Source organism: Maridesulfovibrio sp. (genome assembly GCF_963677005.1).
In the GTDB taxonomy this organism is placed as follows: Bacteria; Desulfobacterota; Desulfovibrionia; order Desulfovibrionales; family Desulfovibrionaceae; genus Maridesulfovibrio.
This window is the reverse complement of the sequence record NZ_OY781616.1, coordinates 4,086,819-4,113,699: the sequence shown is the minus strand read 5'-3', so window position 1 is coordinate 4,113,699 and position 26,881 is coordinate 4,086,819. Positions and strand designations below refer to the sequence as shown.

General features: G+C 54.0%; 23 protein-coding genes. 13 read left to right on the top strand and 10 right to left on the bottom strand.

The window, feature by feature from the left end:
- The first annotated feature begins 31 nt into the window (after positions 1–31).
- The 3 genes from ACKU4E_RS18200 to amrB all read left to right on the top strand — a co-directional run bounded on the left by ACKU4E_RS18200 (position 32) and on the right by amrB (position 5,715).
- Positions 32–1,051: a sigma-54 dependent transcriptional regulator gene (locus ACKU4E_RS18200; protein WP_320172484.1), complete on the top strand. Its 1,020-nt coding sequence runs from the start codon at positions 32–34 to the stop codon at positions 1,049–1,051.
- Between the two features lie 66 nt (positions 1,052–1,117).
- Complete coding sequence (locus tag ACKU4E_RS18195; protein WP_320172483.1) at positions 1,118–4,828, top strand: tetratricopeptide repeat protein; 3,711 nt, start codon at positions 1,118–1,120, stop codon at positions 4,826–4,828.
- A gap of 74 nt (positions 4,829–4,902) precedes the next feature.
- Positions 4,903–5,715, top strand: coding sequence for an AmmeMemoRadiSam system protein B (gene amrB, locus ACKU4E_RS18190; RefSeq protein WP_320172482.1), 813 nt, complete (start codon positions 4,903–4,905; stop codon positions 5,713–5,715).
- 15 nt (positions 5,716–5,730) lie between these two features.
- On the opposite strand, the gene ACKU4E_RS18185 is transcribed toward amrB, so the two are convergent.
- Positions 5,731–6,174, bottom strand: a complete 444-nt coding sequence (locus ACKU4E_RS18185) for a hypothetical protein (protein ID WP_320172481.1) — start codon at positions 6,172–6,174, stop codon at positions 5,731–5,733.
- 249 nt (positions 6,175–6,423) lie between these two features.
- On the opposite strand from ACKU4E_RS18185, the gene ACKU4E_RS18180 reads away from it, so the two are divergent.
- The 6 genes from ACKU4E_RS18180 to ACKU4E_RS18155 all read left to right on the top strand — a co-directional run bounded on the left by ACKU4E_RS18180 (position 6,424) and on the right by ACKU4E_RS18155 (position 13,159).
- Positions 6,424–8,046 carry an ABC transporter substrate-binding protein gene (locus ACKU4E_RS18180; protein WP_320172480.1) on the top strand — a complete coding sequence of 541 codons (1,623 nt, stop codon included), beginning with the start codon at positions 6,424–6,426 and terminating at the stop codon, positions 8,044–8,046.
- A 291-nt stretch (positions 8,047–8,337) separates the two neighbouring features.
- Positions 8,338–9,312: an ABC transporter permease gene (locus ACKU4E_RS18175; RefSeq protein ID WP_320172479.1), complete on the top strand. Its 975-nt coding sequence runs from the start codon at positions 8,338–8,340 to the stop codon at positions 9,310–9,312.
- Complete coding sequence (locus tag ACKU4E_RS18170) at positions 9,313–10,239, top strand: ABC transporter permease (protein WP_320172478.1); 927 nt, start codon at positions 9,313–9,315, stop codon at positions 10,237–10,239. It abuts the gene before it with no gap.
- 2 nt (positions 10,240–10,241) lie between these two features.
- Positions 10,242–11,210 carry an ABC transporter ATP-binding protein gene (locus ACKU4E_RS18165; RefSeq protein ID WP_320172477.1) on the top strand — a complete coding sequence of 323 codons (969 nt, stop codon included), beginning with the start codon at positions 10,242–10,244 and terminating at the stop codon, positions 11,208–11,210.
- Positions 11,211–11,220: 10 nt separating this feature from the next.
- Positions 11,221–12,234, top strand: a complete 1,014-nt coding sequence (locus ACKU4E_RS18160) for an oligopeptide/dipeptide ABC transporter ATP-binding protein (RefSeq protein WP_320172476.1) — start codon at positions 11,221–11,223, stop codon at positions 12,232–12,234.
- Positions 12,235–12,436: 202 nt separating this feature from the next.
- Positions 12,437–13,159: a tetratricopeptide repeat protein gene (locus ACKU4E_RS18155; protein WP_320172475.1), complete on the top strand. Its 723-nt coding sequence runs from the start codon at positions 12,437–12,439 to the stop codon at positions 13,157–13,159.
- A 16-nt stretch (positions 13,160–13,175) separates the two neighbouring features.
- On the opposite strand, the gene bioB is transcribed toward ACKU4E_RS18155, so the two are convergent.
- The 8 genes from bioB to ACKU4E_RS18115 form a co-directional block, all read right to left on the bottom strand.
- Positions 13,176–14,159, bottom strand: a complete 984-nt coding sequence (gene bioB, locus ACKU4E_RS18150; protein ID WP_320172474.1) for a biotin synthase BioB — start codon at positions 14,157–14,159, stop codon at positions 13,176–13,178.
- Between the two features lie 4 nt (positions 14,160–14,163).
- The gene (gene bioA, locus ACKU4E_RS18145) at positions 14,164–15,450 is read right to left on the bottom strand and encodes an adenosylmethionine--8-amino-7-oxononanoate transaminase (RefSeq protein WP_320172473.1); all 1,287 of its coding nucleotides are present in this window, start codon (positions 15,448–15,450) and stop codon (positions 14,164–14,166) included.
- A gap of 116 nt (positions 15,451–15,566) precedes the next feature.
- A complete protein-coding gene (gene bioD / locus ACKU4E_RS18140) occupies positions 15,567–16,271 on the bottom strand; it encodes a dethiobiotin synthase (RefSeq protein WP_320172472.1) in 705 nt (234 codons plus the stop codon).
- A 1-nt stretch (position 16,272) separates the two neighbouring features.
- Entirely contained in the window at positions 16,273–16,629 is a 357-nt protein-coding gene (locus tag ACKU4E_RS18135; protein ID WP_320172471.1) for a hypothetical protein, read from the bottom strand.
- Positions 16,629–18,284 (bottom strand): hydantoinase/oxoprolinase family protein, encoded by a 1,656-nt coding sequence (locus ACKU4E_RS18130; protein ID WP_320172470.1) that lies wholly within the window; start codon positions 18,282–18,284, stop codon positions 16,629–16,631. Before ACKU4E_RS18130 ends, ACKU4E_RS18135 begins: the two co-directional genes overlap by 1 nt.
- Before the next feature lie 463 nt (positions 18,285–18,747).
- Entirely contained in the window at positions 18,748–19,515 is a 768-nt protein-coding gene (gene folE2, locus ACKU4E_RS18125; RefSeq protein ID WP_320172469.1) for a GTP cyclohydrolase FolE2, read from the bottom strand.
- 42 nt (positions 19,516–19,557) lie between these two features.
- Complete coding sequence (gene nikR / locus ACKU4E_RS18120; RefSeq protein ID WP_320172468.1) at positions 19,558–19,977, bottom strand: nickel-responsive transcriptional regulator NikR; 420 nt, start codon at positions 19,975–19,977, stop codon at positions 19,558–19,560.
- A 19-nt stretch (positions 19,978–19,996) separates the two neighbouring features.
- Positions 19,997–20,668, bottom strand: coding sequence for a methyltransferase domain-containing protein (locus tag ACKU4E_RS18115; RefSeq protein ID WP_320172467.1), 672 nt, complete (start codon positions 20,666–20,668; stop codon positions 19,997–19,999).
- 335 nt (positions 20,669–21,003) lie between these two features.
- Between ACKU4E_RS18115 and gcvH the strand changes: the two genes are divergently transcribed.
- The 4 genes from gcvH to ACKU4E_RS18095 all read left to right on the top strand — a co-directional run bounded on the left by gcvH (position 21,004) and on the right by ACKU4E_RS18095 (position 25,623).
- Complete coding sequence (gcvH, locus tag ACKU4E_RS18110; RefSeq protein ID WP_320172466.1) at positions 21,004–21,384, top strand: glycine cleavage system protein GcvH; 381 nt, start codon at positions 21,004–21,006, stop codon at positions 21,382–21,384.
- A gap of 87 nt (positions 21,385–21,471) precedes the next feature.
- Complete coding sequence (gene gcvPA, locus ACKU4E_RS18105) at positions 21,472–22,803, top strand: aminomethyl-transferring glycine dehydrogenase subunit GcvPA (RefSeq protein ID WP_320172465.1); 1,332 nt, start codon at positions 21,472–21,474, stop codon at positions 22,801–22,803.
- Positions 22,803–24,248, top strand: coding sequence for an aminomethyl-transferring glycine dehydrogenase subunit GcvPB (gene gcvPB, locus ACKU4E_RS18100; RefSeq protein ID WP_320172464.1), 1,446 nt, complete (start codon positions 22,803–22,805; stop codon positions 24,246–24,248). Before gcvPA ends, gcvPB begins: the two co-directional genes overlap by 1 nt.
- Complete coding sequence (locus ACKU4E_RS18095; RefSeq protein WP_320172463.1) at positions 24,235–25,623, top strand: NAD(P)/FAD-dependent oxidoreductase; 1,389 nt, start codon at positions 24,235–24,237, stop codon at positions 25,621–25,623. The genes gcvPB and ACKU4E_RS18095 overlap by 14 nt, the downstream gene beginning before the upstream one ends.
- 57 nt (positions 25,624–25,680) lie before the next feature.
- On the opposite strand, the gene ACKU4E_RS18090 is transcribed toward ACKU4E_RS18095, so the two are convergent.
- On the bottom strand, positions 25,681–26,832 hold the full coding sequence (locus ACKU4E_RS18090) for an SGNH/GDSL hydrolase family protein (protein ID WP_320172462.1): 1,152 nt from the start codon (positions 26,830–26,832) through the stop codon (positions 25,681–25,683).
- Positions 26,833–26,881 lie beyond the last annotated feature (49 nt).

Sequence of the window (26,881 nt, the reverse complement as noted above, 5' to 3'; positions counted from 1 at the left end):
CCCGTTCCCCGGTGAAATCTGCGGAGGCCGGATGGCTCTTAATCTAGGTGGAATAATTGGAAACAGTCCTGCTTTAAAGGAGGTCTTTGCGATACTGGCAAAGGTTGCGCCCACGGACAGTACCGTGCTGGTCACCGGAGAGTCCGGGACAGGCAAGGAACTGCTGGTCCGCGCCCTGCACCGCAACAGTAAACGCAAGGAACAACCGTTCGTCCCGGTAAACTGCGAGGCCATTCCCAAGGAACTGCTGGAATCAGAACTCTTCGGGCATGAAAAAGGCGCCTTCACCCATGCGGTGCGGTCCCGGCCCGGTCGTTTCGAACTTGCGGACGGAGGAACAATCTTCCTTGATGAAATCGGGGAAATGGACCTCAGCCTTCAGGTAAAGATCCTCAGGGTTCTGCAGGAAAAGGAAATTGAACGGGTCGGCGGAACATCCATAAAAAAAGTAGATGTCCGTATCGTTGCCGCCACCAACAGGGACCTTGAAAGCGAGGTGGCTGCCGGACGTTTCCGGGAAGACCTTTTCTACCGCCTGAACGTAATCCCCATGCACCTGCCGCCGCTTCGTGACCGAGGAGGGGATGTACTCCTGCTGGCCAGCCATTTTCTGGCAAGATTCTGTGAGGACAGGGAAACCGACCCGCTGAAAATACGTGATGATGCAGCGGACATGCTTGTTTCATACTCCTGGCCGGGCAATGTGCGTGAACTTGAGAACTTTATGGAACGCATGTGTATCCTGTGCGATTCCTGCGAAATATGCCCGGACGACCTGCCTGAAAAAATCTGGAAAGATGTGGGTAGGGAACCGAAGAAAAAGGTTGCCGAAATAATCGTCCAGCCTGCCGGATTCGCATGGCCCACCCTTGCGGACATGTCCGAACACGGAGGTGACGGGCTCAAGGACTTCCTGGAAAAAATCGAGGACCGTATTCTGCTCGAAGCACTGGAACAGGCCGGCGGAGTTAAAAACAAAGCCGCAGAACTGCTCGGGGTAAAACGGACCACCCTTATAGAGAAGATCAAGAAGAGGAATCTGGAAGCATAGATTATTTTTAAGTTTTTCTGTGGTGGATGTGAGGGGTAGGCAGGAATATTGCAAAGATACCTGGTTGTGACAATCAGCCGACTTACCGGAATTTTCCGGGCACTCTTTCTGGCGGTCGTTATCTGGCTAGCCTGTCCTCATCCTGGTCTGGCCATGGAGTATTTTATAGATACCAAGGCGGACATGGATACCATCCGTCTTGTCTTTGATCAGAAAAATCTTTCCGGTACCGTCCGACGCACAGGACGGCAGCAGGTCACCGTATCTTTCCCGAAGAATGCCCTCAAAGGAGAAAAACAGCCTGTCCAGACTCAGCTGGGAGGCATGCGCATAGTCAACTCCATAAAAATGGGGGACAGCTCGGTAACCATAGGCACCCGTACAACCGGATTCGGATTCATTCGGATTCCTGCCGGAAACGGGAAAATGCTCATTCAGTTCTTCCGCGACCCCATTGGTTCCAAATGGAGATCTCCTCAGGAAAGAAAGGCTGCGGCAAAAAAAGCGGCCGCAAAAAAACAGCAGACAGCAAAAAAGAATCCTGCCCCGAGTAAGTCTACAAAATCCAAACCGCCAAAAACCGAGAAGGCAAAGCAGCCGCCTATAATTTCAGAGATTGATCTGCCGCAGGACGAGGAATCTCCTCCATTGAAAGAGGAGCTGGCTGCGGCTGCCGAAGACAAACAACCTGTTGCACAGGCTCCGTTGCCTTCCGCCAGACGCCCGTTTTACTCTGTTCCCTACACCTATCGCGCACCGGTAGCCATGGTTGGCCCCGGTGAAGCCCACACGGTCGACACCTCCCGTCCTCCGGCAAGAGCAGGTGGAATTTCCGGCTCAATTCAACCGATGTCTGAAACATCCGGTGCTGTTGCGCCGCCTCCGGGGGCCGAGACAACAGCTCCGGTCGGCGGAAGCACAGGCGGAAGAGTAGAAGGAAGTGACGGGGGAAGTATAGGTGGACAGATCCTGCCTCAGGCCGCTGGAAAAATTGAGCCTCCGCAGGCAGAAACGACTTCTTCAGCTGAAGATTCTATATATCCTGAAGAAGGAACAGCAATGGATGCGGAGACGAGTCCTGCTGCTTCATCCGCCAGTGAAGTCCGGCAGGTAAATCAGGTTGAGCCTGCTCCGGTAGCACGCAGGGAATCCGTACCTGTTCAGGCAGCGGAAACTCCGATCGGGGATGTTCCGACACAGGTATCCGCACCGGAAGCGTATCCAGCCGAAACTACAGCTGATCCAGGCAGGGTTGCCCCTCCCCAGAGATCGGAAGGCGGGGTTTCCGGGCAGGTAGCTGCTCCGCCGCCGCCGGGATATGAAGGAATTTATGTGCCTGATACCATTCCCGAGACGGAATACAGGGCGACTCAGGCATCCGCGCAGGTTCCCGTACAGGAATCCCAGCCGCGCCAGGGAGCGGAGAATACTCCGGAAGCTTCGGGGCAGGTCGCTGCTCCTGTGCAGGGTCAGGGCGGGGTGGTCTCGAGAGTACAGGCTCCGGATGCAGTTCAGCCCTCCGCAGAAGGTCAGGCCTCCGGAAGCATCACACCGCCGGACTCGGGAGCATCCGGGGCTGTGGCCCCTCCCCCGCCTGCTGACGGACAACCTGCCGAAACGACTTCCGATACTCAGGCGACCGGAGACTACGCCGCACTGGAAGAACAGTCTGCGGCACAGGATGACGGAGCCGACGCCTACCCGGTGGAAGAAACGGGCCAACTGACCGAAATGGAACAGGCCGAAGCAGGAGCTGAAGGAGAAGCCGGCGCCGAAGGAAAGCAGGCATCACTGGAAGAAAAGCTGAAGGTTGCCAAAGGAGTACTGCTTGCCGCCGAAGGAGCCCTTGACAGCGGCGAAACGGAAGCCGCCGTCAGCGGGTTCACGGAAGTTTCCCGGATGCCTTATATCCCGACAGAAATGAGACTCCGTGCCCTGTACGGGAAGGCCGAAGCTCAGACGGAATTTTACAAGGATGCGCTGTCGGACAATTTCGGTGAAGTATCCAGTTCCTGGATGGAAGCCATGAACGCCGACACCAAAGCTCCCAACGTACCCATGGCCCTGCTCAATCTGGGCCTGCTGAACCTCAAAGTCGGCAACATGCCGGAGGCCAAAGCCTACTTCAATCTGCTCAAAGCCCAGTACCCCAACGATCCCAATATCCCCTACATCAGCTACTACTGGGGCGAATACTATCTGGGTCTGGAAGATTATGAAAAAGCCGCCGACCAGTTCCAGTATCTGGTCCAGATGTATCCGGACAGCAAGGTGGTCCGTGATGCGGCCATAGGTCTTGCCAAGGCGCTCGACAAACTCGGTTACAACGATCAGGCCTACCAGATTTTAGACTACATTGATAAACGCTGGCCGCGCTTCTATATAGAAGACCTCGATTTTCTGCTTATGGCCGCAAACAACCAGAACAGGCTCGGCAAGCTCAACGATGCCAAAAGCAACTACTGGGCCTATTACAACCTGGCCCCGGAAGCCAAAGAGGCGGATATAGTTCTGGCCCGCATCGGGGACATATATCTGAGACAGGATGACAAGAACGCCGCCAAGGAGATTTACGAAAAAGTGGCCAAGGAATTCCCGGACAGGGAAGGCGGGCTTGTATCGATGATGCGCCTTGCCGAAGAGGGAATCCATGACGACCCCAGCATGTCTGAGATGGACAAGGTGTTCGACCGTCCATACAACCTGCGCCCCCAGAAAATTTATACACAGATTGTGGAGAAGCATCCGGACAGTCCCTTGGCTCCTCTGGCACTGCTCAAACTGGGCATGTGGTATTACTGGAACAAAAAATACGGAGAATGTCTGGGAGCGGTTCAGGATTTTCTGGACAAATACCCGCGCAGCGGACTGCGGGATAAAGCGAGCCAGCTTGGGACCAGAGTCTTTGACAAGGCCGTACCGGAACTGGTGAAGGACGAGAACTACGGACGCGTCATAAGCTACTGGAACAACTATGCCAGGAAGAACAACGAGGGCAAAGACGTAAACGATGATACCCGCATGGGCGTTGCCCTAAGCTTCTGGAAAAAGGGGCAGCCGCAGCAGGCCCTGGATATGATCGAGCGCTACCTGCAGGAAAAGCAGGTGCCCAAGTATTCGGCCATGGCACTGGATATGGCTCTGGGCATTTACGTGGACGGTCAGTCATGGAGCAAGGTCACCGATCTGGTCAATCTGGCCAAGGACAAATGGGAACTTGATCCGAAACAGAAAATTCATATAGAATACGCTCAGGCCATGGCCTTTGAAAACCTCGGGGAAACGGAGCAGAGCACTCCGCTCTGGGCAGGCCTTGCTTCCAACCTCCTTCTTCCCGAATCATCACGGGCATATGCCATGTACTACATGGCAAAATCGGCCATGAAAAAGAAGGAATTGAAAAAGGTTTTTGTCTACGCACAGGAAGCCCTTTCCATGCTGCTTGAAACCGGCGGCGACCGCGAAAAGATCAAGGACTGCATACTGATGACTATTTTCGCGGCGGAAAGTTCCGGCCGATACAGGGAAGCCCTTAAATGGGCGGCAGAATACGACAAGTACATTCCGCTGTCCGATCCGGAGTGGGCGTCTTCCAGATTCAGGCTGGCGCAGCTCTACGAAAAGGCCGGAGCAATGGACGAGTGGAAAAAACTTATGGAAGAAGTGTCGAAAAAAAGCCCGGACGGACTTTACGGAAGACTGGCAAAATCGGCTCTTGAAACATATAAGATTGAAAAGGACGCCGCACAGTTCAAACCGGCTCCTACATTCCAGTAATTCGGCGCAGTCCTTCAGGGCATCCGGTCTCCTGACCGGTAAAACTGCTGACCGGAGAAAAGAGGCAGGTTGATATGGACAGGAAACCGATTGTTGCCGGAAGATTTTATCCCGCAGATCCGCGGCAGTTGCAGATGGAACTGGAACAATACACCGGCCCGTTGCAGACCGGTTCGGATAAGCCTTATGACAGACTTATCATGGTTCCCCATGCCGGATACATGTTTTCAGGCAAGGCGTGCGGCAAAACACTGGCGCAGGCCCGCATAGCGCCCACGGTTATACTGCTCGGCCCGAACCATACCGGACTTGGCGCCCCCATATCCGTATGGACTTCCGGAGCATGGGAATTCCCCGGCGGCATGCTGAATGTTGACGAGGACCTCGCCTCCGATTTTATCTCCAGCGGAAAAGGATTTGTCGAAAACACGGCAGCCCACGTACGCGAGCATTCGCTGGAAGTCATCATCCCTTTTCTACACCACATCAATTCGGAAACAGCCATTGTTCCTGTTTGCGTATCCGAATCATCCCCTACCGCCCTGCACAAGGCAGGAGAAACGCTTGGGGACATAATCGCATCCGCAGGCAAACCTGTCACCATGATCGTAAGTTCGGACATGAGCCATTTCATTCCCGCCGCCAAGGCAAAAAAAATGGACTCCATGGCGCTTGAAGCCATCATCCGCATGGACCCCAAGGACCTGTACTCCATTGTCGCTTCCAATCAGATAAGCATGTGCGGAGTTCTACCCATGACCATGGCCATGTTTGCAGCCGAAAAGCTGGGTGCTTCGTCCGGCAGACTGGTGGAATACACCAATTCAGGACAGGCCACCGGAGACTACGAGAGCGTGGTGGCCTACGCAGGCATAATCATAAGCTGAACCTGAACGACCTTTCTACCACTTGAAAAACGGCGGTCCGTCCTTGGTGATACTCATATTTATCACCTTGTAGGCATCACGTTGCTTTTGCCCCGGACGCTTTATGTTTATCGCCACGATTGTATCGCCGATATCGAGGACGGTGAACTTGAAACGCCAGCGTCCGAAATCGCCCGCAAGACCTGATTCCGCGTCGAGAATCCTGAACTTGTCAAGGCTGACGAGCTTCGGGTCGAAGACAACTCCGTCAAACTGATACCCTCCTGTACCCGGATTGCGCATTTCAAAAGCAACCTCATCTCCGGGCATAAGATCAAGCTCAAGATTGTGCTTTCCGTCCAGATCATACTCGGTAACAGAGTCTGCAAACGGATTTATGGAAGCGCACCCCGCAAGCGTCACCAAAAATAAAGCCAGAATAAAACACAGTGTAGGCGAATAATATTTTGTGATTTTCATATTTTCTGCATTTTTTTTGGAAGAAAGAAACATCCACATTTATTAATTATTTTTGAGCAGTTATTTCAAACAGTTAAAAATTTGTTAAATCGATAATTCAAGTGTAATAATAATGACCGCATACGGCAAGGGGAAGCCTGATGCGCCGACAGGTTTTGCCTGTTTCAAGATCAGTTTTTCAGGGCGTCCCTGAGCTGGTAGTGTTTGATGATTTTATTACAGTTGTTACCCTTTCCAAGGAGTGTAAGGATGAAACGTTCACTATGGTTTCTTGCTCTTGTAATTATTCTTGCCCTGAGTCTGGCCGGATGCAGTGCGGAAAAAAAGGAAGAAGCACCGGCCAAGAAAGAAACCGCTGAAAAAGCGGCTCCGGCTGCCGAGGCCGCGGCCGGAAAAACCCTGAAACTGGCAATGGATGCCGATCCGGTATCCCTTGACCCTGAAGTACAGCTTTCCGCAGGCATGCTCCAGTACTCCCACATGGTCTTTGACCCGCTCATCCGCTGGGCCAAGGACGGTTCCTTCGAACCCCGCCTTGCAGAATCATGGGAACTTATTGATGACACAACCATGCGCTTCCATCTGCGCAAAGGCGTAAAATTTCACAGCGGCAATCCCTTCACAGCAGAAGATGTCGTCTGGACCCTTGAACGCCTTAAGAAGAGCCCGGACTTCAAGGGGCTTTTCGAACCCTTCGGACAGGCCAGAGTTGTTGACGATTACACCGTCGACATCGTCACCAAGAAGCCTTACGGCCTGCTGCTGAACATGGCAACCTACATCTTCCCCATGGACAGAAAATTCTACACCGGTACTGACGAATCCGGACAGCCGAAAGACGCCATCATCAAAACCGCACCTTCCTTTGCCAATACACACGAGTCCGGAACAGGTAAATACGTTGTGGCCGAACGCGAACAGGGTGTACGCACGGTCTTCAAGGCTTTCCCGGAATACTGGGACAAGGCCGGTAACGTAGACACGATAATCCTTACTCCGATTAAAAACGATGCGACCCGCGTGGCTGCGCTGCTTTCCGGAGATGTTGATTTCATCATGCCCGTTCCCCCGCAGGACCTTGACCGCATCAAGTCAACTGAAGGTCTGCAGCTGATCACCATGTCCGGTTCCCGCATCATCACCTTTCAGCTCAACCAGAAACGCCAGAAGCCCTTCCAGAACCGCAAGGTCCGTCAGGCAATCGTCTACGCTACCGACAATGCCGGTATAGTTGATAAGGTCATGAAAGGTTTCGCCACTGTAGCATGCCAGCAGGGTCCTGAAGGTTTTGCAGGATACAATCCCGAACTCAAACCCCGCTACGATCTTGAAAAAGCCAAGCAGCTCATGAAGGAAGCCGGTTACGAAAACGGTTTTGAATGCACCATGATCGCACCCAACAACCGTTACGTTAACGATGAAAAAATTGCCGAGGCCTTTGTTTCCATGCTCGGCAAAATCGGCATCAAGGTAAATCTGAAGACCATGCCCAAGGCCCAGTACTGGGACGAATACGATGCACAGGTTGCCGACATCCAGATGATCGGCTGGCATCCCGATACTGAAGATTCCGCCAACTACACCGAATTCCTGCTCATGTGCCCCAACAAGGAAACCGGTTACGGACAGTACAACAGCGGTAACTACTGCAATCCCGAAGTTGACGCCCTGACCATACAGTCCCAGACCGAAACAGACCTTGCCAAGCGCAGGGCAATGCTCCAGAAGGTTGAAAAACTCGCCTACGACGACGCAGCATTCGTGCCCCTGCATTGGCAGAACCTCTCCTGGGCATCCAAGAATGGCATGAATACCGAGGAAATAGTCAACGTACAGAACTTCCCCTTCTTCGGTGACCTGGTCGTCAAGTAGCACAGGAACAGTCTGAAAGAACCTTTACATCAAGGGGAACTCCATTCCGGAGTTCCCCTTGCGTTGTCAACAATCGGATTTCGATAAAGCGCGGCGGATTCACCTGCAGCATTCCTACGAGGCATTCTCCGTTGAATGCAGCAAAAGTGAACTACCGCCATCCGGCCGTTCCTTCGCGCCCCCGCGAAAAGCCTGAAACGCTTGCGGGAAGGAAACCGGGTATGCCGCATAAAGGCATAATCAGCCTGAAATCCGGGGAAGGCTTATACAGTTTGCCGTCTGGAGTGAAAAATGTTTGCTTTTATTGTCCGACGAATCGTGCAAGCGATCATCGTCATGCTGATTATCAGTTTTATCGGCTTTGCCATCAAGCAGAGCTTCGGCGATCCAATAAGGGAAATTACAGGTGTTTCCGTTTCAAAAGCGGAAAGAGAAAGACTGAAAGACGAACTGGGGCTGAATGATCCGTTCATGGTCCAGTTCGGCAGGTTCCTGCAGGGAGCAGTCAAAGGAGATATCGGAAAATCATTCTTCTACAAGAAATCCGCTCTTGCCGTTATTCTGAACAAGGCCCCGGCAACGCTTGAACTGGTCTTCTGCTCCGCAATTATCATCGTCCTTTTTTCCGTCCCGCTGGGGATATATTCCGCCATCAGGCCCAAATCGATTTTATCACGGTTCATCATGGGCGGGTCCATTGTGGGAGTGTCCATTCCGGTTTTTCTGACCGCAATCCTGATGATCTACATATTTTCAGTGGAACTGCACTGGCTGCCTTCCTACGGCCGCGGAAACACGGTGAACATCGGAGGCTGGAGCACAGGATTCCTGACCCTCGACGGCCTCAAACATCTCATAATGCCTTCGCTGGCTCTCTCCTCCATCATGCTGCCCCTTTTCATCAGGCTTATCCGCTCAGAAATGATGGAAGTTCTGGAAAACGATTATATCAAATACGCCTGGGCCAAAGGGCTCACTCCCGCCAGAGTCTGGATCGTGCACGCCTTCAAGAACACCCTGCTCCCGGTCATCACCGTAGGCGGCGTGCAACTGGGGACGATGATAGCCTTCACCATTCTCACCGAAACTGTTTTTCAGTGGCAGGGCATGGGATTCATGTTCATCGAGGCAGTGGAACGCGGGGATGCTCCGCTGATGGTGGCCTATCTGGTTGTCGTCGGGCTGATATTCGTTGTTGTTAACACCGTGGTTGATGTTATTTACGGTTTCGTCAACCCTCAGGTCAGAATCACGGGGCAAAGATAAATGCGAACCAGATCACGCTGGCAGAGATTCAAGGAATCATATTTTCTGCACGATTTTCTGCACGACAAAGTGGCCATGACCAGCTTCGCCATCCTTGCCGTGCTTCTTTTCCTGGGCTTCGCAGCACCGCTGGTTACTCAATACAACCCTTACGACGCCCACAACATAGACATCATGAACGCGGAGATTCCGCCTTCATGGCTGCATGGCGGGAACAGCGAGTTCCTGCTCGGCACCGATGCCCAGGGCAGGGATATGCTATCCACAATGCTTTACGGCATGCGGGTTTCCCTGATCATCGGATTCGGGGCCGTGGCCCTGCAGGCCTTTCTTGGAATCATGGTCGGGCTGATAGCCGGATTCATGGGCAAGCGGGTAGAATCAATACTCATGCGCATAGCGGATGTGCAGCTCTCCTTTTCTACATACATGGTGGCAATATTCATTTCAGCCATCTTTCAGGCTGCGTTCGGAGTTGCCAAGTATGAGGAGATTGCGGTCCCGCTGCTGATACTGGTCATCGGATTCGCTGAATGGCCGCAGTATGCGCGCACGGTCAGGGCATCTGTTCTGGCTGAAAAGAAAAAGGAGTACGTTGAAGCCGCAAGGGTTATCGGACTCTCGCAGACAAGGATAATGTGGCGGCACGTACTGCCCAACACGCTCTCCCCGGTCTTCGTCATTTCCACCATACAGGTTGCCAATGCCATCATGAGCGAAGCGGCCCTGTCCTTTGTCGGACTCGGCATGCCGGTCACCCAGCCGTCGCTGGGGTCGCTCATCAATGTCGGGTTTGAATACATCTTCAGCGGTTCATGGTGGATAACCCTGTTCCCCGGAATGGTGCTTGTACTGCTTATCCTGGTCATCAACCTCCTCGGCGACTGGCTCAGGGATTTCTTAAACCCAAAACTGTACAAGGGATAAATATGCAACCTCTTCTTGATGTAAAAAACCTGAGTGTCGAGTTTGCATTGCGCAGGGGCGCCCTCAAGGCAGTGCAGGATGTAAGCTTCACCCTTGATAAGGGGGAAAGGCTGGGACTGGTGGGCGAATCGGGGGCGGGAAAATCGGTAACCGGCTTTTCCATCATCAACCTCATTTCCAAACCCGGCTATATTTCAAACGGTTCCATCATGTTCGAAGGGCAGGACCTTGCCCGGATGCCGTGCGAAAAAATGCGCGGTATCCGCGGAAACCGCATCTCCATGATATTTCAGGACCCCATGATGACCCTCAATCCGGTGCTTACCATCGGCACCCAGATGATAGAAACCGTGATGGTGCATAAGAAGGTCTGCCGCAGGGAAGCGGAGGAAATCGCGCTTGAAAAGCTGAAAAAAGTATACATACCCTCGCCGAAAAAACGTCTGACCCAGTATCCGCACGAATTTTCCGGGGGCATGCGCCAACGCATAGTAATCGCCATATCACTCTTGACCGATCCTGCGCTTATTATTGCGGATGAACCGACCACGGCTCTGGATGTGACCATACAGGCTGAAATAATGGATCTGCTGCTGGAACTCTGCGAGACCGAAAACATGGGGCTGATACTCATCACCCATGATCTGGCAGTGGTATCCGAAGTGACCGAGCATATAGCGGTCATGTACGCCGGATCAATTGTCGAGACAGGCTCAACGGCCGAAGTAACCGCAAATCCGGCTCATCCGTACACACGGGGGCTTATTGCCGCCCTGCCTCAGTCCGGCGCGGCCGGAGGACGATTGACCCAGATTCCCGGAGCCATGCCCTCCCTGATGAACATGCCCGCAGGATGCCCGTTCAACCCCAGATGCGGGTACTGTACAGACATCTGCAGGCAGGTGCGTCCGGAACTGAAAGAAAACGAATCCGGCATCATGGTGGCCTGCCATCATGCCGACAACATATAAGAGAGTCGTCATGCAAACCGATTACCTCCTGGAAATCAAAAAACTGGTCAAGCACTTCGACATTTCCGGAGGGCTGCTCGACCAGTTGAAAATGGAAAACGGTCGCATCACGCGCAGCCATACAATAGTGAAAGCGGTGAACAACGTCAGTCTCGGCATCAGCAAAGGTGAAACGCTGAGCGTGGTCGGAGAATCCGGCTGCGGCAAGTCCACTTTGGCCCGTACCGTCATGGGACTTTACCCTCCCAACTCCGGGGAAGTGCATTATTGCGGAGAACGCATAGACAACCTGACCCCGTGCAAAATGCTTCCGTACCGGCGAAAGATGCAGATGGTCTTTCAGGACCCGTACGCGTCACTTAATCCGCGCATGACCGTACGCCAGATCATTGAAGAACCGATCTACTTCCATAACAAGGGAATCTCCCGAGGAGATGCCAAGGAAAAGCTGCACTCGGTCATGAACAGTGTCGGACTGGACCCCGAATGGGCAGGCAACTATCCCCATGAATTCTCCGGAGGCCAGCGCCAGCGCATCAGCATAGCCCGTGCTCTGGCCGTGGAGCCGGAATTCATTGTAGCCGATGAGCCCATAGCCGCACTGGATGTATCCATACAGGCCCAGATACTGAATCTGCTCATGGATGCTCAGGAAGAACGCGGATTAACCTATCTGTTCATCAGCCATGACCTTTCCGTGGTGGAACACATAAGCACCCGTGTGGCCGTAATGTACCTTGGCTGCCTCTGCGAGCTGGCCCCGGCAGGAGAACTTTTTTCCAACCCGAAACACCCCTACACCGTAGCACTGCTTTCAGCCATCCCGACTCTTGGGGGGAAGAAGAAAAAGCATATCCACCTTTCCGGAGATGTGCCCACACCCATCAACCTGCCGACCGGCTGCGTCTTCCACGGCAGGTGCCCCCATGCCAACGACCGTTGCAGAACGGAAATCCCCCTCACCCGCGATATGGGCGGCGGCGCAGTCTGCGCCTGCCATGCGGTAGAGGAAGGCAGAATCTGATCAATTATTGAAATACATTTCTAATCGACACTGCGGGCAAGGTCTGTTTATAACAACATTCCTTGCCCGCAGCCATGTTCGGCTATATGCAAATAACGATCAAAGTAGCGGGGAGCAGGATTTTATCGGGGGAAACGGAAGGACGCGATCCGGCTATGCTGGAAAGCCTGCTGGAAATAAGTAAGGTGATTGGAGGGGGGATATGGGAGAACCTTATAAAGTTTTGGGAATCTACTCCAAAAACATAATAGACCATACCGGCGCGGGAACAACCATGCAAAAGGCCGAGCACAAGACTTATTACTATGTCCTGCGCTCCTGTTCCGAAAAATACTGTGTAGAGCCGCTCAACGCGAAAAGCCTCCCCTCGGGAATTTTCACGGCAATGGACAGAGACCAGTTCATATCCTCATTCACTCCTGAAATAGGCTATTACCGGAAAAATTCTATCCCCGAATACGAATCCCTTGCGAAAATGCTTGCCTCCGGAGACGCTCAATCCATAGATGCAGCAGACTCTGAAATAGAAAGTCTGATCAGGTCCCTGCTCATTGAGCCGGACAACACCTCGCCGGAAACGGACACCCCGCTTGCCAAAGCGCGACTTTCCGAAATCGTGGCCATTCTGGACAGCAGTGATAAGGAATTCATAGAAGAGCAAAGGCGTGAGTTCAATTCCGCTGCAATTTCATTACGCAAACTGCAACTTTACGAAGAAGCAATAAATTTCTACAGCAAGGCTCTGGAACTGGACGAGAACGATGAAAACCTGCATTTCAACATTGCCAGGGCCTACTTTGAAACAGGGGATGAAGCCAGCACTCTGGCCCACATTGAAAAAGCCCTTGAAATAGATCCCGTCCTTGAGTCGGCCATACTTTTCAAAAAATATATCCTCAAAAAGGGCGCGAAAAAGACAGACTGAGCACCAGCCATCACTTCTAAGCCTTGCGGCGCGCCTTGAGCCCCAGATCGGAAAGCATGGTAAGGTCCGAGTCGATACCCTGCCCCGAAACGGTCAGAAAATCGCCGACCATCAGTCCGTTGCATCCGGCATGAAAAATAAACGCTTGCAGTGACCGCAATGCCCCGCGCCCGGCAGCCATGCGCACTTCGGCCTGCGGGTTGGTCAGCCTGAACATGGCTATGGAGAGCAGAATTTCAAGCGGCTCCAGCTGTCCTACTCCCTCCAGTGGAGTGCCGGGAATGGGCACCAGAAAATTGAGCGGAATGGAATCCACTTTTTCCGCCGCTATGGCCAGCGCAAGTTCCACCCGCTGTTCACGGCTCTCACCGAGCCCGAGCAACCCGCCGCAACAGACCTGAAGCCCGGCCCTGCGGGCATCGCGCACTGTACGGATACGCTCCGCGTAGCTGTGCGTGGTGCAGACCTTTTGAAAATAGCTTTCCGCCGATTCCAGATTATGATGGTAACGGACCACACCGGATTCCCTAAGCTTCTTCAGGGATTCGAAATCAAGACAGCCGAGCGAAGCACAATGTGAAAACGGCACCTCCCGCATGCCGTCCACGGCCTCGCAGACCCTGTCCAGCGGTTCCCGGCCAAGCGCCCGGCCGCTGGTCACGTAGCTGAAAAATTCCACAGGCGACCGGCCCGCCTTCGCAGCGCATTCCCTGATTTCACCGACCTCCATCAGCGGGTACACCGGAGCGGGAGTTCCCTTGAAATGGCTGGACTGGGCACAGAAAACACAGTCCTCGGAACAGTTGCCGCTGCGGACATTGGCAATGGCACACAGACTGACGCTGCTGCCGAAACTTCGGGAGGTCACTGTATGCGCCGCATCAAGTATCCAGGCCAGATCATCGTGGGACGCTCCGAGCAGCTCCACCGCCGTAACTTCGTCAATGGGTTCCCCGGCCTGCGCCGCAACCCGGATTTTATCCTTCCAGCTTCTGCCCATTTCACTACCCCCTGTGCAGACCGACCACTTCGCAGATGGCCGAGGTCAGCACTTCTAATTCTTCATCGGAAATAACATACGGCGGCATTACATACACCAGCCTGCCGAACGGCCGCACCCAGACCCCGCGCCGGACAAATTCGGCCTGAATGAATTCCATATCCACCGGGCTCTTAAGCTCCACCACCCCGATAGCGCCCAGACAGCGCACATCAGCCACTGTCGGCATGTCCGCACAGGGAGCCAGTCCCTTGCGAAGCCCTGCGGTAATGTTCGCCACTTTCCGCTGCCAGTCGCTCCTGAGCAGCAGATCAATAGAGGAGTTAGCCACAGCACAGGCCAGCGGATTGCCCATGAAGGTCGGTCCGTGCATGAACACCCCACCGCCTGATGAAATTCCTTCCGCAACCTCGGAAGTGGCCAGGGTAGCGGCCAGAGTCATCATGCCGCCGGTGAGAGCCTTGCCCACGCACATGATGTCCGGACATATTCCGGCCAGTTCGCTTGCAAAAAGAGCCCCGGCCCGACCGAATCCGGTAGCAATCTCATCGCAGATAAGCAGCACCCCGTGCTCGTCACAGGCTTTACGGACCCGCCTGAGGTATTCCGGGGAATAGAAACGCATGCCCCCTGCTCCCTGAACCACGGGTTCCAGAATAACGGCCGCAAGTTCGTGAGCGTGTTCAGCAATCCTGCTTCTGAAATCTTCAAAGTCCGCATCGCTGCAACCGCCCTCAAACCTGCACGGAGGGGCCTCGGCAAAAACATGTTCCGGCAGCACGGATGTGAACATGGAATGCATTCCGTTGACCGGATCGCAAACCGCCATGCAGCCGATGGTATCACCGTGGTAGCCGTTTCGCACTGTCATCAACCGGTTTTTCTCCGGTCTGCCCATGGCGTACCAGTACTGGATCGCCATCTTCAGAGCCACTTCCACGGAAACCGATCCGGAATCTGCCAGAAAAACATGCTGCAACTGTTCCGGAGAAAGTTCGACCAGCCTGCGGGCCAGTTCCACGCCCGGTTCATGGGTAAGTCCCCCGAACATAACATGCGGCATCTCGGCGGCCTGACGGCACAAAGCCTCGCACAGCACCGGATGATTGTATCCATGAATGGCGCACCACCACGAAGCCATGCCGTCAATCAGTTCCCGCCCGTCAGCAAGTATTATCCTGACACCCTCGGTTCGTTTGACGGGAAAAACAGTCAACGGATTTACCGCCGAAGTGTACGGATGCCAGATATGCGCCCGGTCGAATTGAAGCATTGATTCTGTATTGGACATTACTAGATTTCCTGAACAGGCATTTTGAAGAAAAATTTGATGCGCTTCGCGCTTTTGATGACTTGACTTCGCCTCCGGCGGCTCTGCCGGGGGCATCATGTAACACTTCTCCAAAATCAAATATCAAGTGAAGATAAAGCGTTGTCCACCTCAGCCCAGCAGCCGGGATTGTTGTGATCCCAATTCTGAATATGCGGAATGGAACCCAATACCCTGACACCTGAAAAACTTTCGATGCACCGGATGTTATCCTGCGCCATGCCGTACTCGGAGGGAGCCGGACCGTTGGCGGAGGTCATTATTATACCGGCGATTTCCAGTTTGGCCTGCCTGAGCGCGGCAACGGACAGCAGTACTTCGTTTATGCCGCCGAGCTTGTTTTCAGCGGCGAGGATCACCGGGTATTCCAAGGCGCGCATCAGGTCCAGCATGGTCATCCGGTCATTCAGGGGCACCATTATACCACCGGCCCCTTCGACCAACAGCAGGGCTCCGGTCTCGGCTTCAATTGCGCGGACTCTTGCGGCAACCTCATCCACATCCAACCCGCTACCGGACAGACTGGCCGCGAGATGCGGGGAGCAGGCCGGCTCGAAAATGAACGGACACTGGAGATCGGGATTCCATGCGGCACCGGCGGCCTTGTAGACTTCTCCGTCCGGGGAATCCATGCGGCCGTCCGGACGGATAATCCCACCGGACTGCACGGGCTTTACCGGCAGGACGGATTTTCCGGCCTGAGCAAAAAACCGGGCAAGAGCCGCTGTCACCACGGTCTTGCCCACATCGGTTCCGGTCCCGGTAATAAAAAATCCGGACATTCTACTTATCCTTTCGGGATTCCAATACTTCCAGCGGGTCCCGGTCACATGTCTCGGCAAAGAAAAATTCCTTGTCGTAGGGTCCGAAATGACGTTCGTTGCCCACAAGCTCGAAAAATTCCAACCGTGAGTACCGGCGGCAGCGTTCGCTTCCGACCATGTATTTGGTGTAATAATCGAATTTATCGGTAGAATGGCTGGAAAGGGTCAGGTCGATAACCTTGTCGGCGAATTCACACCAGGCGTGGGTCACCCACTGGCCGTCCTTGAATATCCAGCCGTGCACTATTTCGGTTTCAGCGTTTTCACTTGCCGCTTCCAGACAGTATTCCCAGGCATTCGGTCTGCGGTCGAACATTAGCGGGCCTCCTCATTTACGTTGATCAGGGCCATCTTCACCGCTCCAAGAGCGTTACCCACTTCATGATGTTCCGGGAAAACGGCCACGGTATGCAGTTTTTCGGCAACTTCGGGAAGCAGTTTCCCGGCAGCGGCTCCGATGCCCACAATGGGCAGATTGAGCGAGGCCTCAAAACTTACCAGAGGACTTGCGGAGCGCCCGGCAATGATACCGGCCATGTTTCCGCCGATCTCCTTGCGCACGATGTGTTCCAGCATGGCGTTTTCGATCTTGAGCCGTGTTTCTGCCAGAACCTTGCGGGCAAAACCTTCCGCGTCAAGACCGAATTCCTTTCCAAGAACTTCAGCAGCTTCTACGGAAACCCGTGCGTCACCGATGGAAAGCTCTCCGAGAACATGCAGAGCATCGGTAGGAGTGAATCCGGCTTCCTCGACGACCTGTTCACGCACAAGAGCGGAAAGATGACCACCGAGCCGGATTTCGCCCATATCGAGTTGTTTCATGATCCGGCTGAATGTCGAAGGGCCGTTTTCGGTGAGAAACTCCAGAACACTGTCCTCATCGCAGCTAGCGGAGGAGGGACCTATCTTGATCAGATGGGAATCATGCCCCTTTCCTATCCAGCCGGACGGAGCGGGGATCTCTCCGGCCATGCACAGGGGGATAACCCTTGCCGGGCCGACCTCAAGCCTGCCGGAACGATTGATGCGTGAAAAACTGTCCCCGCCGACACCGACCGTAAACATCTCCACGGCTTCCACGTGGGTTTCACATTCGCCGATGATACTGCCGTCATCATTTATGGTCGGTTTTCCATCGCGAATGAGGGTAACATCGGTAGTGGTTCCGCCCACGTCAACTATCAGGGCGTCCTTTTCCGGGGAATAGATGCTGCCGTAATATGCGGTGGATGCAGGACCGCTGGCAAAAGTGTCCGCTGCGCGCTGAACGGCATCTTCCATGCTCATGGGAGTAGCGTTTCCGCGCACAACAACAACGGAGCCGCCCAGCCCGCGATCATCCAGAGTCTTGCCTACCCCGGCAAGAAACTCCGCCATTACCGGCATGAGACGGGCGTTAAGCACGGCTGTCGCAGCCCTTTCCTTCTGTCCTGCACGGGTGCTTATGGTATGGGAGCAGAAAACCGGTTTGGGGTCGGTAAGCGAAATGGCCTTTGCGGCAATCTGTTCGTGAGCGGGGTTCTTGATGCTCATGGCTCCGCACACGGCATAGGCATCCACATGCCCGCGCATATCGTTAATGCCGTCAACGAGGGCTTCGATATTCAGAGGATCGTCCTCGGCGCCGGTTATCTTGTGTCCGCCGTCCACGAAACGCACGGTCACAACAGGCAGTTTCAAGGCTCTGGGAGCGCCGATCATGAACAGACCGACCCGTGCGCCCTTGTCCTCCACCACTGCATTGGTGGCCAGAGTGGTGGAAACGGATACCAGTTTCACATCTTCTGGCTTCACGCCGCTTTCCTGCATGGCCTTGTCCAGCGATGAAGCCAGACCGAGGCTTAAGTCATGATGTGTAGTGGGAGATTTTGCCGTGGCTACCACGCTGGAATCGGCGCAGTTCAAAACAACAGTATCAGTATAGGTGCCGCCGGTATCTATACCGATGGCATAACCGCTGGAAAAACTCATTGCACGTATATCCTTCACCCTTGGCGGGCATTGTCGTTCAATTTCGGTCCCTTTGATCCGGGCCGATCAGTACAGATAATGCCGCTTCGCACGATTGGCAAGTCTAAGGCGGGAAGTTTGATGCGCTTCGCGCTTTTGATGGACGGATTTCGCCGCCGGCAGCCAAAGGGAATAATTCCCTTTGGAATCCCTAGTAGTTTAAGTCTGTTAAGATATAAAAACTCTTATTATCCCCAAAAGGCACTAGACTAAGAAACTAAAGACATCTCAATGAATGCCACCGGCAAATTATCTGCCAAGCCTAAAAAAGGACCCGCGAAAAATTCCGCGGGTCCCTCACACACAGTCCTCAAACTGTCGCCGCTATCGCTTAACCTTATTTCATGAGAAGCAACAGCGGCTGTCGTCGGAGTCAGGTGGGGATAATCCCCTCTGCCTCCTGTACTATAATAGTAAGCACTGATTACGATTTGGCAATACTTGCAAACGCGCAGTGGTTGTGAATTGATTCGAAACTCTCCACATCAACCTTGTACCAGGAAATTTTAGGATGATTTTCCAGCCCCATAGCGGCATTTCGCACCACATCTTCAACAAATGTGGGATTGGAAAAACTTTTCTCGGTAACGTGTTTTTCATCCTCGCGCTTAAGGAGGGAATAGACTTCGCAGGACCCGGACCCCTCGGCGATTTCCACGAGATCCTCTATCCAGACGAATCCTCTGGACCTTGTACGGATATGAACCACGGCCCGCTGGCTGTGAGCACCTTCATCGCTGATGGCCTTTGAACAGGGACATACGGTCATGACCGGGACCTTTACCCCAAGGGTGAATTCCAGATTGTCCCCGACCAGTTCTCCTTCCACGGTGCACTCGTAGCTCATTATGCCCATGCGTCCGCTCACCGGGGATTTTTTCCGCAGACAATACGGAAAAGCCAGTTCGGCATGGGCGCTGCGGGCTTCCAGCCGTCTGCGGATATCACTCAGCAGATTATAAAAACTTCTGTAATCAAGCTCCTCGGTCCAATCCTCCAGAGCCTCGACAAAACGGCTCATATGAGTGCCCTTGAAATGGGCAGGCAGGTCAACCGACAAAGCCACTTTGGCCATGGTATGCTGGCTGCCGGACTTGCGGTCACGCACTACCAGGGGCAGGGTAAGATCGCGCACCCCGACCCGGTCTATGGACATGGCTACCTTGGCCCGGCTGTTCTGAACATCTTCCATTTTAATCCTGAATCTATTTTGAATTCAGCAAACAGGGAAACACTAGACCAGTTCTTCACCGGTCGTGGTCAGCCCCAGTTTACCATGTTTTACGCCCTTGGTGGAAATCAGACGCTGGGCAAGTTCCTTGATGGACTTGCCGTCACCCCGGAGCACCATGACTTCAAGGCAGTTGCTATGGTCCAGATGCACATGCAGGGTGGAAAGTATCAGATCATGACTGTCGTGCTGCAGCTCGGTCAGCCGCTGGGAAAGCCCGCTCTGATGATGATCGTAGACCAGGGAAAGAGTCCCGGCCATTTCGCCTTCGGTATCGTCCCATTCCTTTTCCACAAGCATGTTGCGGATCAGGTCTCTGATTGCTTCCGAACGAGTCTGGTAACTTTTTTCGTCACACAGTTTATCGAACTTCTCCAGCAGGTCGGAATCAAGGGATACCCCGAAACGTATAGTCTTACCCATTTTCAAACCTCCTTATGAATTACATATTGGGACCGCGGACAACTTTCCTGATGTTCACGGTCATTTCAGCATGGCAGCACGCGGCCTTTTCCGTAAGCGGAAGTGCGGTGTTCCAACCCATGGATTCAAGTTGCTCCCAGACAGGCAGGGAAACATCGCGCACAGGTTCGGCCATCCAGATGGTGCCGCCCGGCTTCAACACCCGCCGGAAAAGTTTTTCCAGCGGATCGAAAAATCTTTTTTCATACAGAATATCACCGCCCCAGATGAAATCGAACGAACTGTCGGCCAGCGCCGGAGACCGCCAATCCATCTGAAGCCACAGAGGCTGCCGGACTGAATTGAGAACAGAATTTCCACGGGCGAAAAAAAGGGGCTCGATTTCATAATCAAAGGCAACCACTTCAGCCCCCAGAGACTGCCCGATAATCGCAGTCAAACCCAATCCGCAACCGAGATCAAGACAGCGCCGCCCCCTGATAAGCCCGGCATTACGGTACAGCCATTCGCCCAGCAGTACGCTGGCGGGCCATAGTTCCGCCCAGTACGGAAGACGCTCGTCATCCCCGAAATCATCTTCGCCGATAGACTCCCAGAGGGTTTCAAGATCAGCAGTCCGCTCTATCTTCCAGACCCTTCCGGCTGTGTTCACCTCTATTATTTCCCGATCAGGAACCTTGCACTCAACCAACCGATTCTCCCTACAAAAATAGAGTCACTTCTTCGAACTCACGCACTGGTAAGATCCCGGAAACTGGGCCGACACGAAACGCCACCCCATACCCATCTGCGTATGCCTTTTTTCGTCAAAAGACAACCTCGCGTAACACGAAGTGCAAAGTCACAACAGCACAGAATAATTCCACTTTCCCATATTCGCCAATTTTGCGTGAAATTTTGTGGATTTTACCCGTATTCAAGGCTTTTATTTCTTAAGCAGGAATGCTATCGGTTAAAAGTTCATTGAATGCAAATAAGTCAGGAAATTTAAACTCAGCATTATCTATAGAAATAGAAGGAGTACTCATGATCCCTCAGGAACTTCTTTACGCCAAATCTCACGAATGGCTTAAAATCGACGGAGATACCGCCACCGTCGGAATCACCCACTTTGCTCAGGAACAGCTCGGCGACCTTACTTTCGTCGAACTCCCCCAGGTAGGCGACACCTTTGCCGCCGGAGACGAATTCGGTTCCATCGAATCCGTAAAGGCTGCCAGCGAAGTATACTCTCCTGTTGACTGTGAAATAGTTGCCGTCAACGAAGCCCTTGAAGACGCACCGGAAAAAGTTAATGAAGATCCGTACGGCGAGGGCTGGATGATCAAAATCAAAATCACCGGTTCCACCGACGGACTTCTTGATGCAGCAGCCTACGAAAAGGTGACCGAAGAAGAAGCCCACTAATTCGGAGAAATCTGACCGTAATATTTTCAACCAATCCCCGCCGGACGCCCGCGTCAGCGGGGATTCAATTTTTACCGGAGGACAACAATGCCCTACGTTCCTCATTCCCCGGAAGAAATCCGGGAAATGCTTGATGTGATCGGCGTAAGCTCCATGGAAGACCTTTTCGCCGAAATTCCGGCCGAACTGCGTCCTCGGAGCTTTGATCTGCCCAAAGGACTGAGCGAAATGGCCGTCCTTGAAAAGCTGGAAAAGATGGCTGCCAGAAACACCACCGACCTTGCCAGCTTCCTCGGAGCAGGATTCTACGACCACTTCATCCCTGCAGCTGTGGACGCCCTTTCATCCCGCAGTGAATTCTACACCGCCTACACTCCCTATCAGCCCGAATCATCGCAGGGAACCCTGCAGGCCATTTTCGAATACCAGACCGCCATGGCACGCCTCATGGATCTGGATTTCGCCAATGCTTCGGTCTACGATGGCGGTTCCGCACTCTACGAAGCCACCCTCATGGCCGTGCGCAAAACCAAACGCCGCAAGATAATCGTCAGCGAATCCCTGAACCCGATCTACAGGGTCATGCTTGATTCCTACACCACCAACTTGAATCTTGAACTGGTCACTGTTCCGCACAACCACGGCCGCACCAACATCAAATCCATCATCGAAGCTCTGGATAAGGAAACAGCCGCCATAATCGTGCAGAACCCCAACTTTTTCGGGTCGGTCAACGACTTCACCGAGCTGTTTGCCGCCGTGCATGAACACAAGGCTGTCGCCATTGTTTCCACCTACCCGGTTATGCAGTCCGTGCTTAAGACTCCCGGAGAAATGGGCGCGGATATTGCCGTGGCAGATGGGCAGTCCATTGGCCAGCCCCTCTCGTTCGGAGGACCTTACCTGGGAATTATGACCTGCACCAAGGCTCTTGTCCGCCAGATGCCCGGCCGCATGGCAGGCCGCACCGTGGATGAAGACGGCAAAACAGGATACGTGCTCACCCTGCAGGCCAGAGAGCAGCACATCCGCCGCCAGAAAGCCACCTCGAACATCTGCTCCAACCAGGCCCTGTGCGCCCTGCGTACCCTTATCCATCTCTGCCTGCTGGGAGAGGAAGGCCTTCGCCGCACCGCAACCATATCCGTTGAAAGAGCCCACTATGCCGCCGAGCGGCTCACCGCCATTGACGGCGTGGAACTCTTCACCAAGGGTCCTTTCGGCAACGAGTTCGCAATCAGCCTGCCGGTGAACGCATTCGAAGCCATTGATAAACTCACCGCGCGCGGGATCATCCCCGGCTTTCCCGTAGGACGTTACTACGAAGGGCTCGAAAACGTGCTGCTGGTGGCCTGTACGGAAAAAACAACAGAAGAACAGATCGGCATTTTCGCCGAAATTCTGCGGGGGGCAATCTAATGAAAACAGTATTCGAAAAGTCCGTTCCCGGCCGCGAAGGATGCTGGCCTGAAAAACCGGGAAAGAAAATCGAGGACCTCATCCCCGCAGAACTCCTGCGCAAGGAAGCAGGTATGCCTTCGCTTTCCGAGCTGGACGTTGTTCGCCACTTCACCAAACTTTCCCAGAAAAACTTCGGTGTGGACTCCAACTTCTACCCCCTGGGTTCCTGCACCATGAAGTACAACCCCAAATTCACGGAACAGGTTGCCGCCCTTCCCGGTTTCGCCAAGCTGCATCCGGTGATTTCCCAGCTCAAGGGTGCGGGACGTCACTGCCAGGGCGCGCTTGAAGTTATCTACGAAACCGAAAGTCTGCTCAGCGAACTCACCGGAATGTCCGCCTTCACCCTGCACCCAATGGCCGGGGCACACGGCGAACTCACCGGGGTAATGCTCATCGCCGCATACCACCGCGACAAAGGCAACAAGAAGACCAAAATAATCTGCCCGGACTCCGCTCACGGAACCAACCCCGCATCCGCCTCAATCGCCGGATTCGAAGTTGTTGCTGTTGAATCAAAAGACGGCATCATCACCCCTGAAGCTCTGGCCGAAGTTCTTGATGACGATGTTGCCGGCGTAATGATGACCTGCCCCAACACCCTCGGTCTCTTTGAGACTCATCTTCCCGAACTGGTAAAGATGATTCATGAAAAAGACGCCCTGCTATACTACGACGGCGCAAACATGAACGCCATTATGGGCAAGATGAGAGTCGGCGATGCCGGATTCGATGTTGTCCACCTGAACCTGCACAAGACTCTGGCCACCCCCCACGGCGGTGGAGGCCCCGGTTCCGGCCCGGTGGGTGTAAGCGAAAAGCTTGTTCCCTTCCTGCCCGTATCCAGAGTAAAAAAGATGGAAGACGGCCAGTATTACCTTTCCTATGATGAACCCAAATCCATCGGTTACGTGGCTCCGTTCTACGGAAACTTCGGCGTTTATCTCAAGGCATACGCCTACATGCTCCGTCTCGGCCGCGAAGGGCTGATCCGGGCCACGGAAGGTGCTGTCCTCGGCGCCAACTACATGCGCAAACGGCTCGAAAACCATTTCGAAATCCCGCACAACCGCATCTGCATGCATGAATTCGTGACCTCGGCAGTCAAACAGGCCCAGAACGGCGTACGCGCTCTGGATATCGCCAAGGCTCTGTTGGACAAGGGCCATCATGCACCGACCATCTACTTCCCGCTCATCGTGAAGGAATGTCTGATGATCGAGCCGACCGAGACCGAAAGCAAGGAAACCCTCGACCAGTTTGTCGACGATCTTATCGAGATTGCGGAACTTGCCGAAAAGAACCCCGATATGCTGCATGCCGCACCGGTACACATGTCTGTCAAGAGACTGGATGAAACAAAAGCAGCCCGTGACATGGTGATTACCGATGACCTCAAGTGATTTCCCGTCCGAAAAACGCTCCTACGGCCTTGTGGTCGTGGGAGCCGGCCCCGGCGGTTTCGATGCCGCCCTTGAAGCCGCAGGCGAAGGCATCAAAGTCGCGCTGGTGGAAAAGGAACTGCTCGGCGGAACCTGCCTGAACGTTGGCTGCATCCCCACAAAGCTCTATCTCGGGGCGACATCCCCGGTGGAGGAGCTGGAGGCTCAGTCCAAGGCCAAGGTTGCCAAGGGCGAGATCGAGATAGATTTCAACGCTCTGTGCACCAAAAAGGACCGCTTCATCGCCGCCACCCGCAAGGCCATGGAACAGAAGGCCAAAAATCTAGGAATAGACATCTACCGGGCAACTGCTAAAATTCTGGAACCCGGCAAGGTAGAGGTCTCACGTCCCGGCGAAACAGCTGTTCTTGAATATGAGAATCTGGTTCTCGCCACCGGTTCACATCCTACGGTTTTCCCCGGTCTTGAACCGGATAATGAAACCATACTGGATAACACCGGCTTCCTGTCCCTGACCGAAATGCCGGAATCACTTCTGGTAATCGGCGCAGGATTCATCGGGCTGGAAATGGCCCAGATCGCCCACCGCACAGGTTGCAGAATCACGGTGGTGGACGCAATGGATCGCGTTGCCGTGTATGAAGACCCGGAAGTCTCCAAGGCCCTGCAGGGCATATTCAAGCGCCGCAAATGGGACATCCGTCTCGGCGTCAAGGTCCGTTCGGTCAGCGCCGAGAACGGAAAAGCCGTTCTGCGCACCGAAGACGGAGATGAACTGGTCGCCGACAAGGCGCTCATCGCCATCGGGCGCCGCCCCAATTCCAGTGGCATCGGCCTTGAAGCACTGGGGATCGAGACTGCCGGACCGGGATTCGTCAAGGTAAACGAGAATCTTGAAGCCGCCGCCAATGTATACGCAATCGGCGACCTCAACGGTCACATCCTGCTGGCCCACGCCGCCAGCCACCAGGCCGGTTACGTGGTCCGCCGCATAGCCGGAAAAACAGACGGTCCCTACGAGCACGGACCGGTGCCCTCCATACTGTACGGTTCACCGGAAACAATGCGCGTAGGCAGTATGCCGGCTGATCTGGAAGGGAAAGGAAAGGTGGAAACATCATCCTTTCCGCTGGTCGCCAACCCCATCGCGCAGGCCTACGCCTCCACTCAGGGATTCGTGAAAGTAATCTGGCTGGATGGCAAAGTGGCCGGAATAACCGCTGTGGGACACCATGTTTCCGGTTTCACCACGGCCGCAGCCATGATCGTGCAGGAAGGCTGGACGGAAAACGACATACACAAGGTCGTGTTCCCCCATCCGTCTCTGGACGAAGCCCTTCTGGGCGCACTCAAGGCGGATAAACAAGCCCTGTAAAAAACTCATCATACCTGCAGGGCTGCCGGAACGGAGTTCCGTAGCAGCCCTGTCGGATCACCCGCCAAGCGCATACTTCTCAATCTCACCAATCCGTTCCAGATAAGTCCGTGTGTACAGCGGCCCATTGCCGGTAAATGCCGCGGCATTATCCCTATGAACCCGGCACCAGTCCGCCAGCAGCGGGTTTCGCCAGATGCGCCCGTAGGTTTTAATCATATGCAGGGTGTTGTGGCAGACCGGGGTGAATGCGGCTGTTCTCACCAGCAGCTCCGTGTAATCATTTTCCAGATCAAGAAAAAAACTTCCCACGGCACGAGCACAACGGTAGTTGGCACCGGAAGCGAGCATTTCCAGCAATTCATTTTCCGAGGATTTTTCCGGGCGCCAGTGGATGGACCAATCCGCACTCACCTTTTCATTCTCCGCATAAGTGACCCGGCCTGCAGAGATAAATTCCGCAACCTTGCCCGCAATGACCGACCACATGGAGCCGATATGCTCCACATCCCGAGCGGCATGCAGCCCGGTTATCACATCATCCTTTTCAGTCAGCTTGAATTTCAGAAACGGACAGTGCGATTCTATTCTTTTATCCGATTCAGCCCATATCCCGCCGAAAACACGGTCCATGTCCAGAACAGTCAGTCCGGGATTCTCCGCCTCCCAAACGCGGAAAAAAGAGTTCGCAGACCGGCCTATGTCTCCCCAGCCGGCCAGATAGGAATATGGTTCGGGCCCGAAGGCCGGATAATGGGATAAACGGGAAACAACGAGGATAGGTACTGTGGGGAACTGTCTGCGCACATGGGAAAGCATCTCTCCGTAACGCTTCAGATAGGTTGCCGGGTTGGCTCCGATCATTCCGAAACCGGCCTTCATCCATGATTCGAATTGCGGGTGTTGCGTCCAGGACCGGGGATCGATAAAAAAGATATATTTCAAACCGTTGTTGATAAAAAGCGGGCCGGTCTCGTGAAACAGGTTGAGCACTATCAGCTCCGGCTGCGGGTCATCCGGATCGATAAGAGCGAACTGGTTGCGCAGGCTGCGTCCATGCATGAACTCGTCCAGCCCGAACTCCGAATCCTTTTCCGCAAGATCTGCCGGGACTGTTCCGGGAGAGCTGTTGATGGTCAAAGGCGAGGCCAATGCCCGGTAGGTACATTCCAGCCCTTTCGCGGCAACGGCCCGGCTCAGAAAATCCATTTGACAGTTCCCCAGAAAATAAAGCATGTCTGATCCTTGGAGTTAGCGT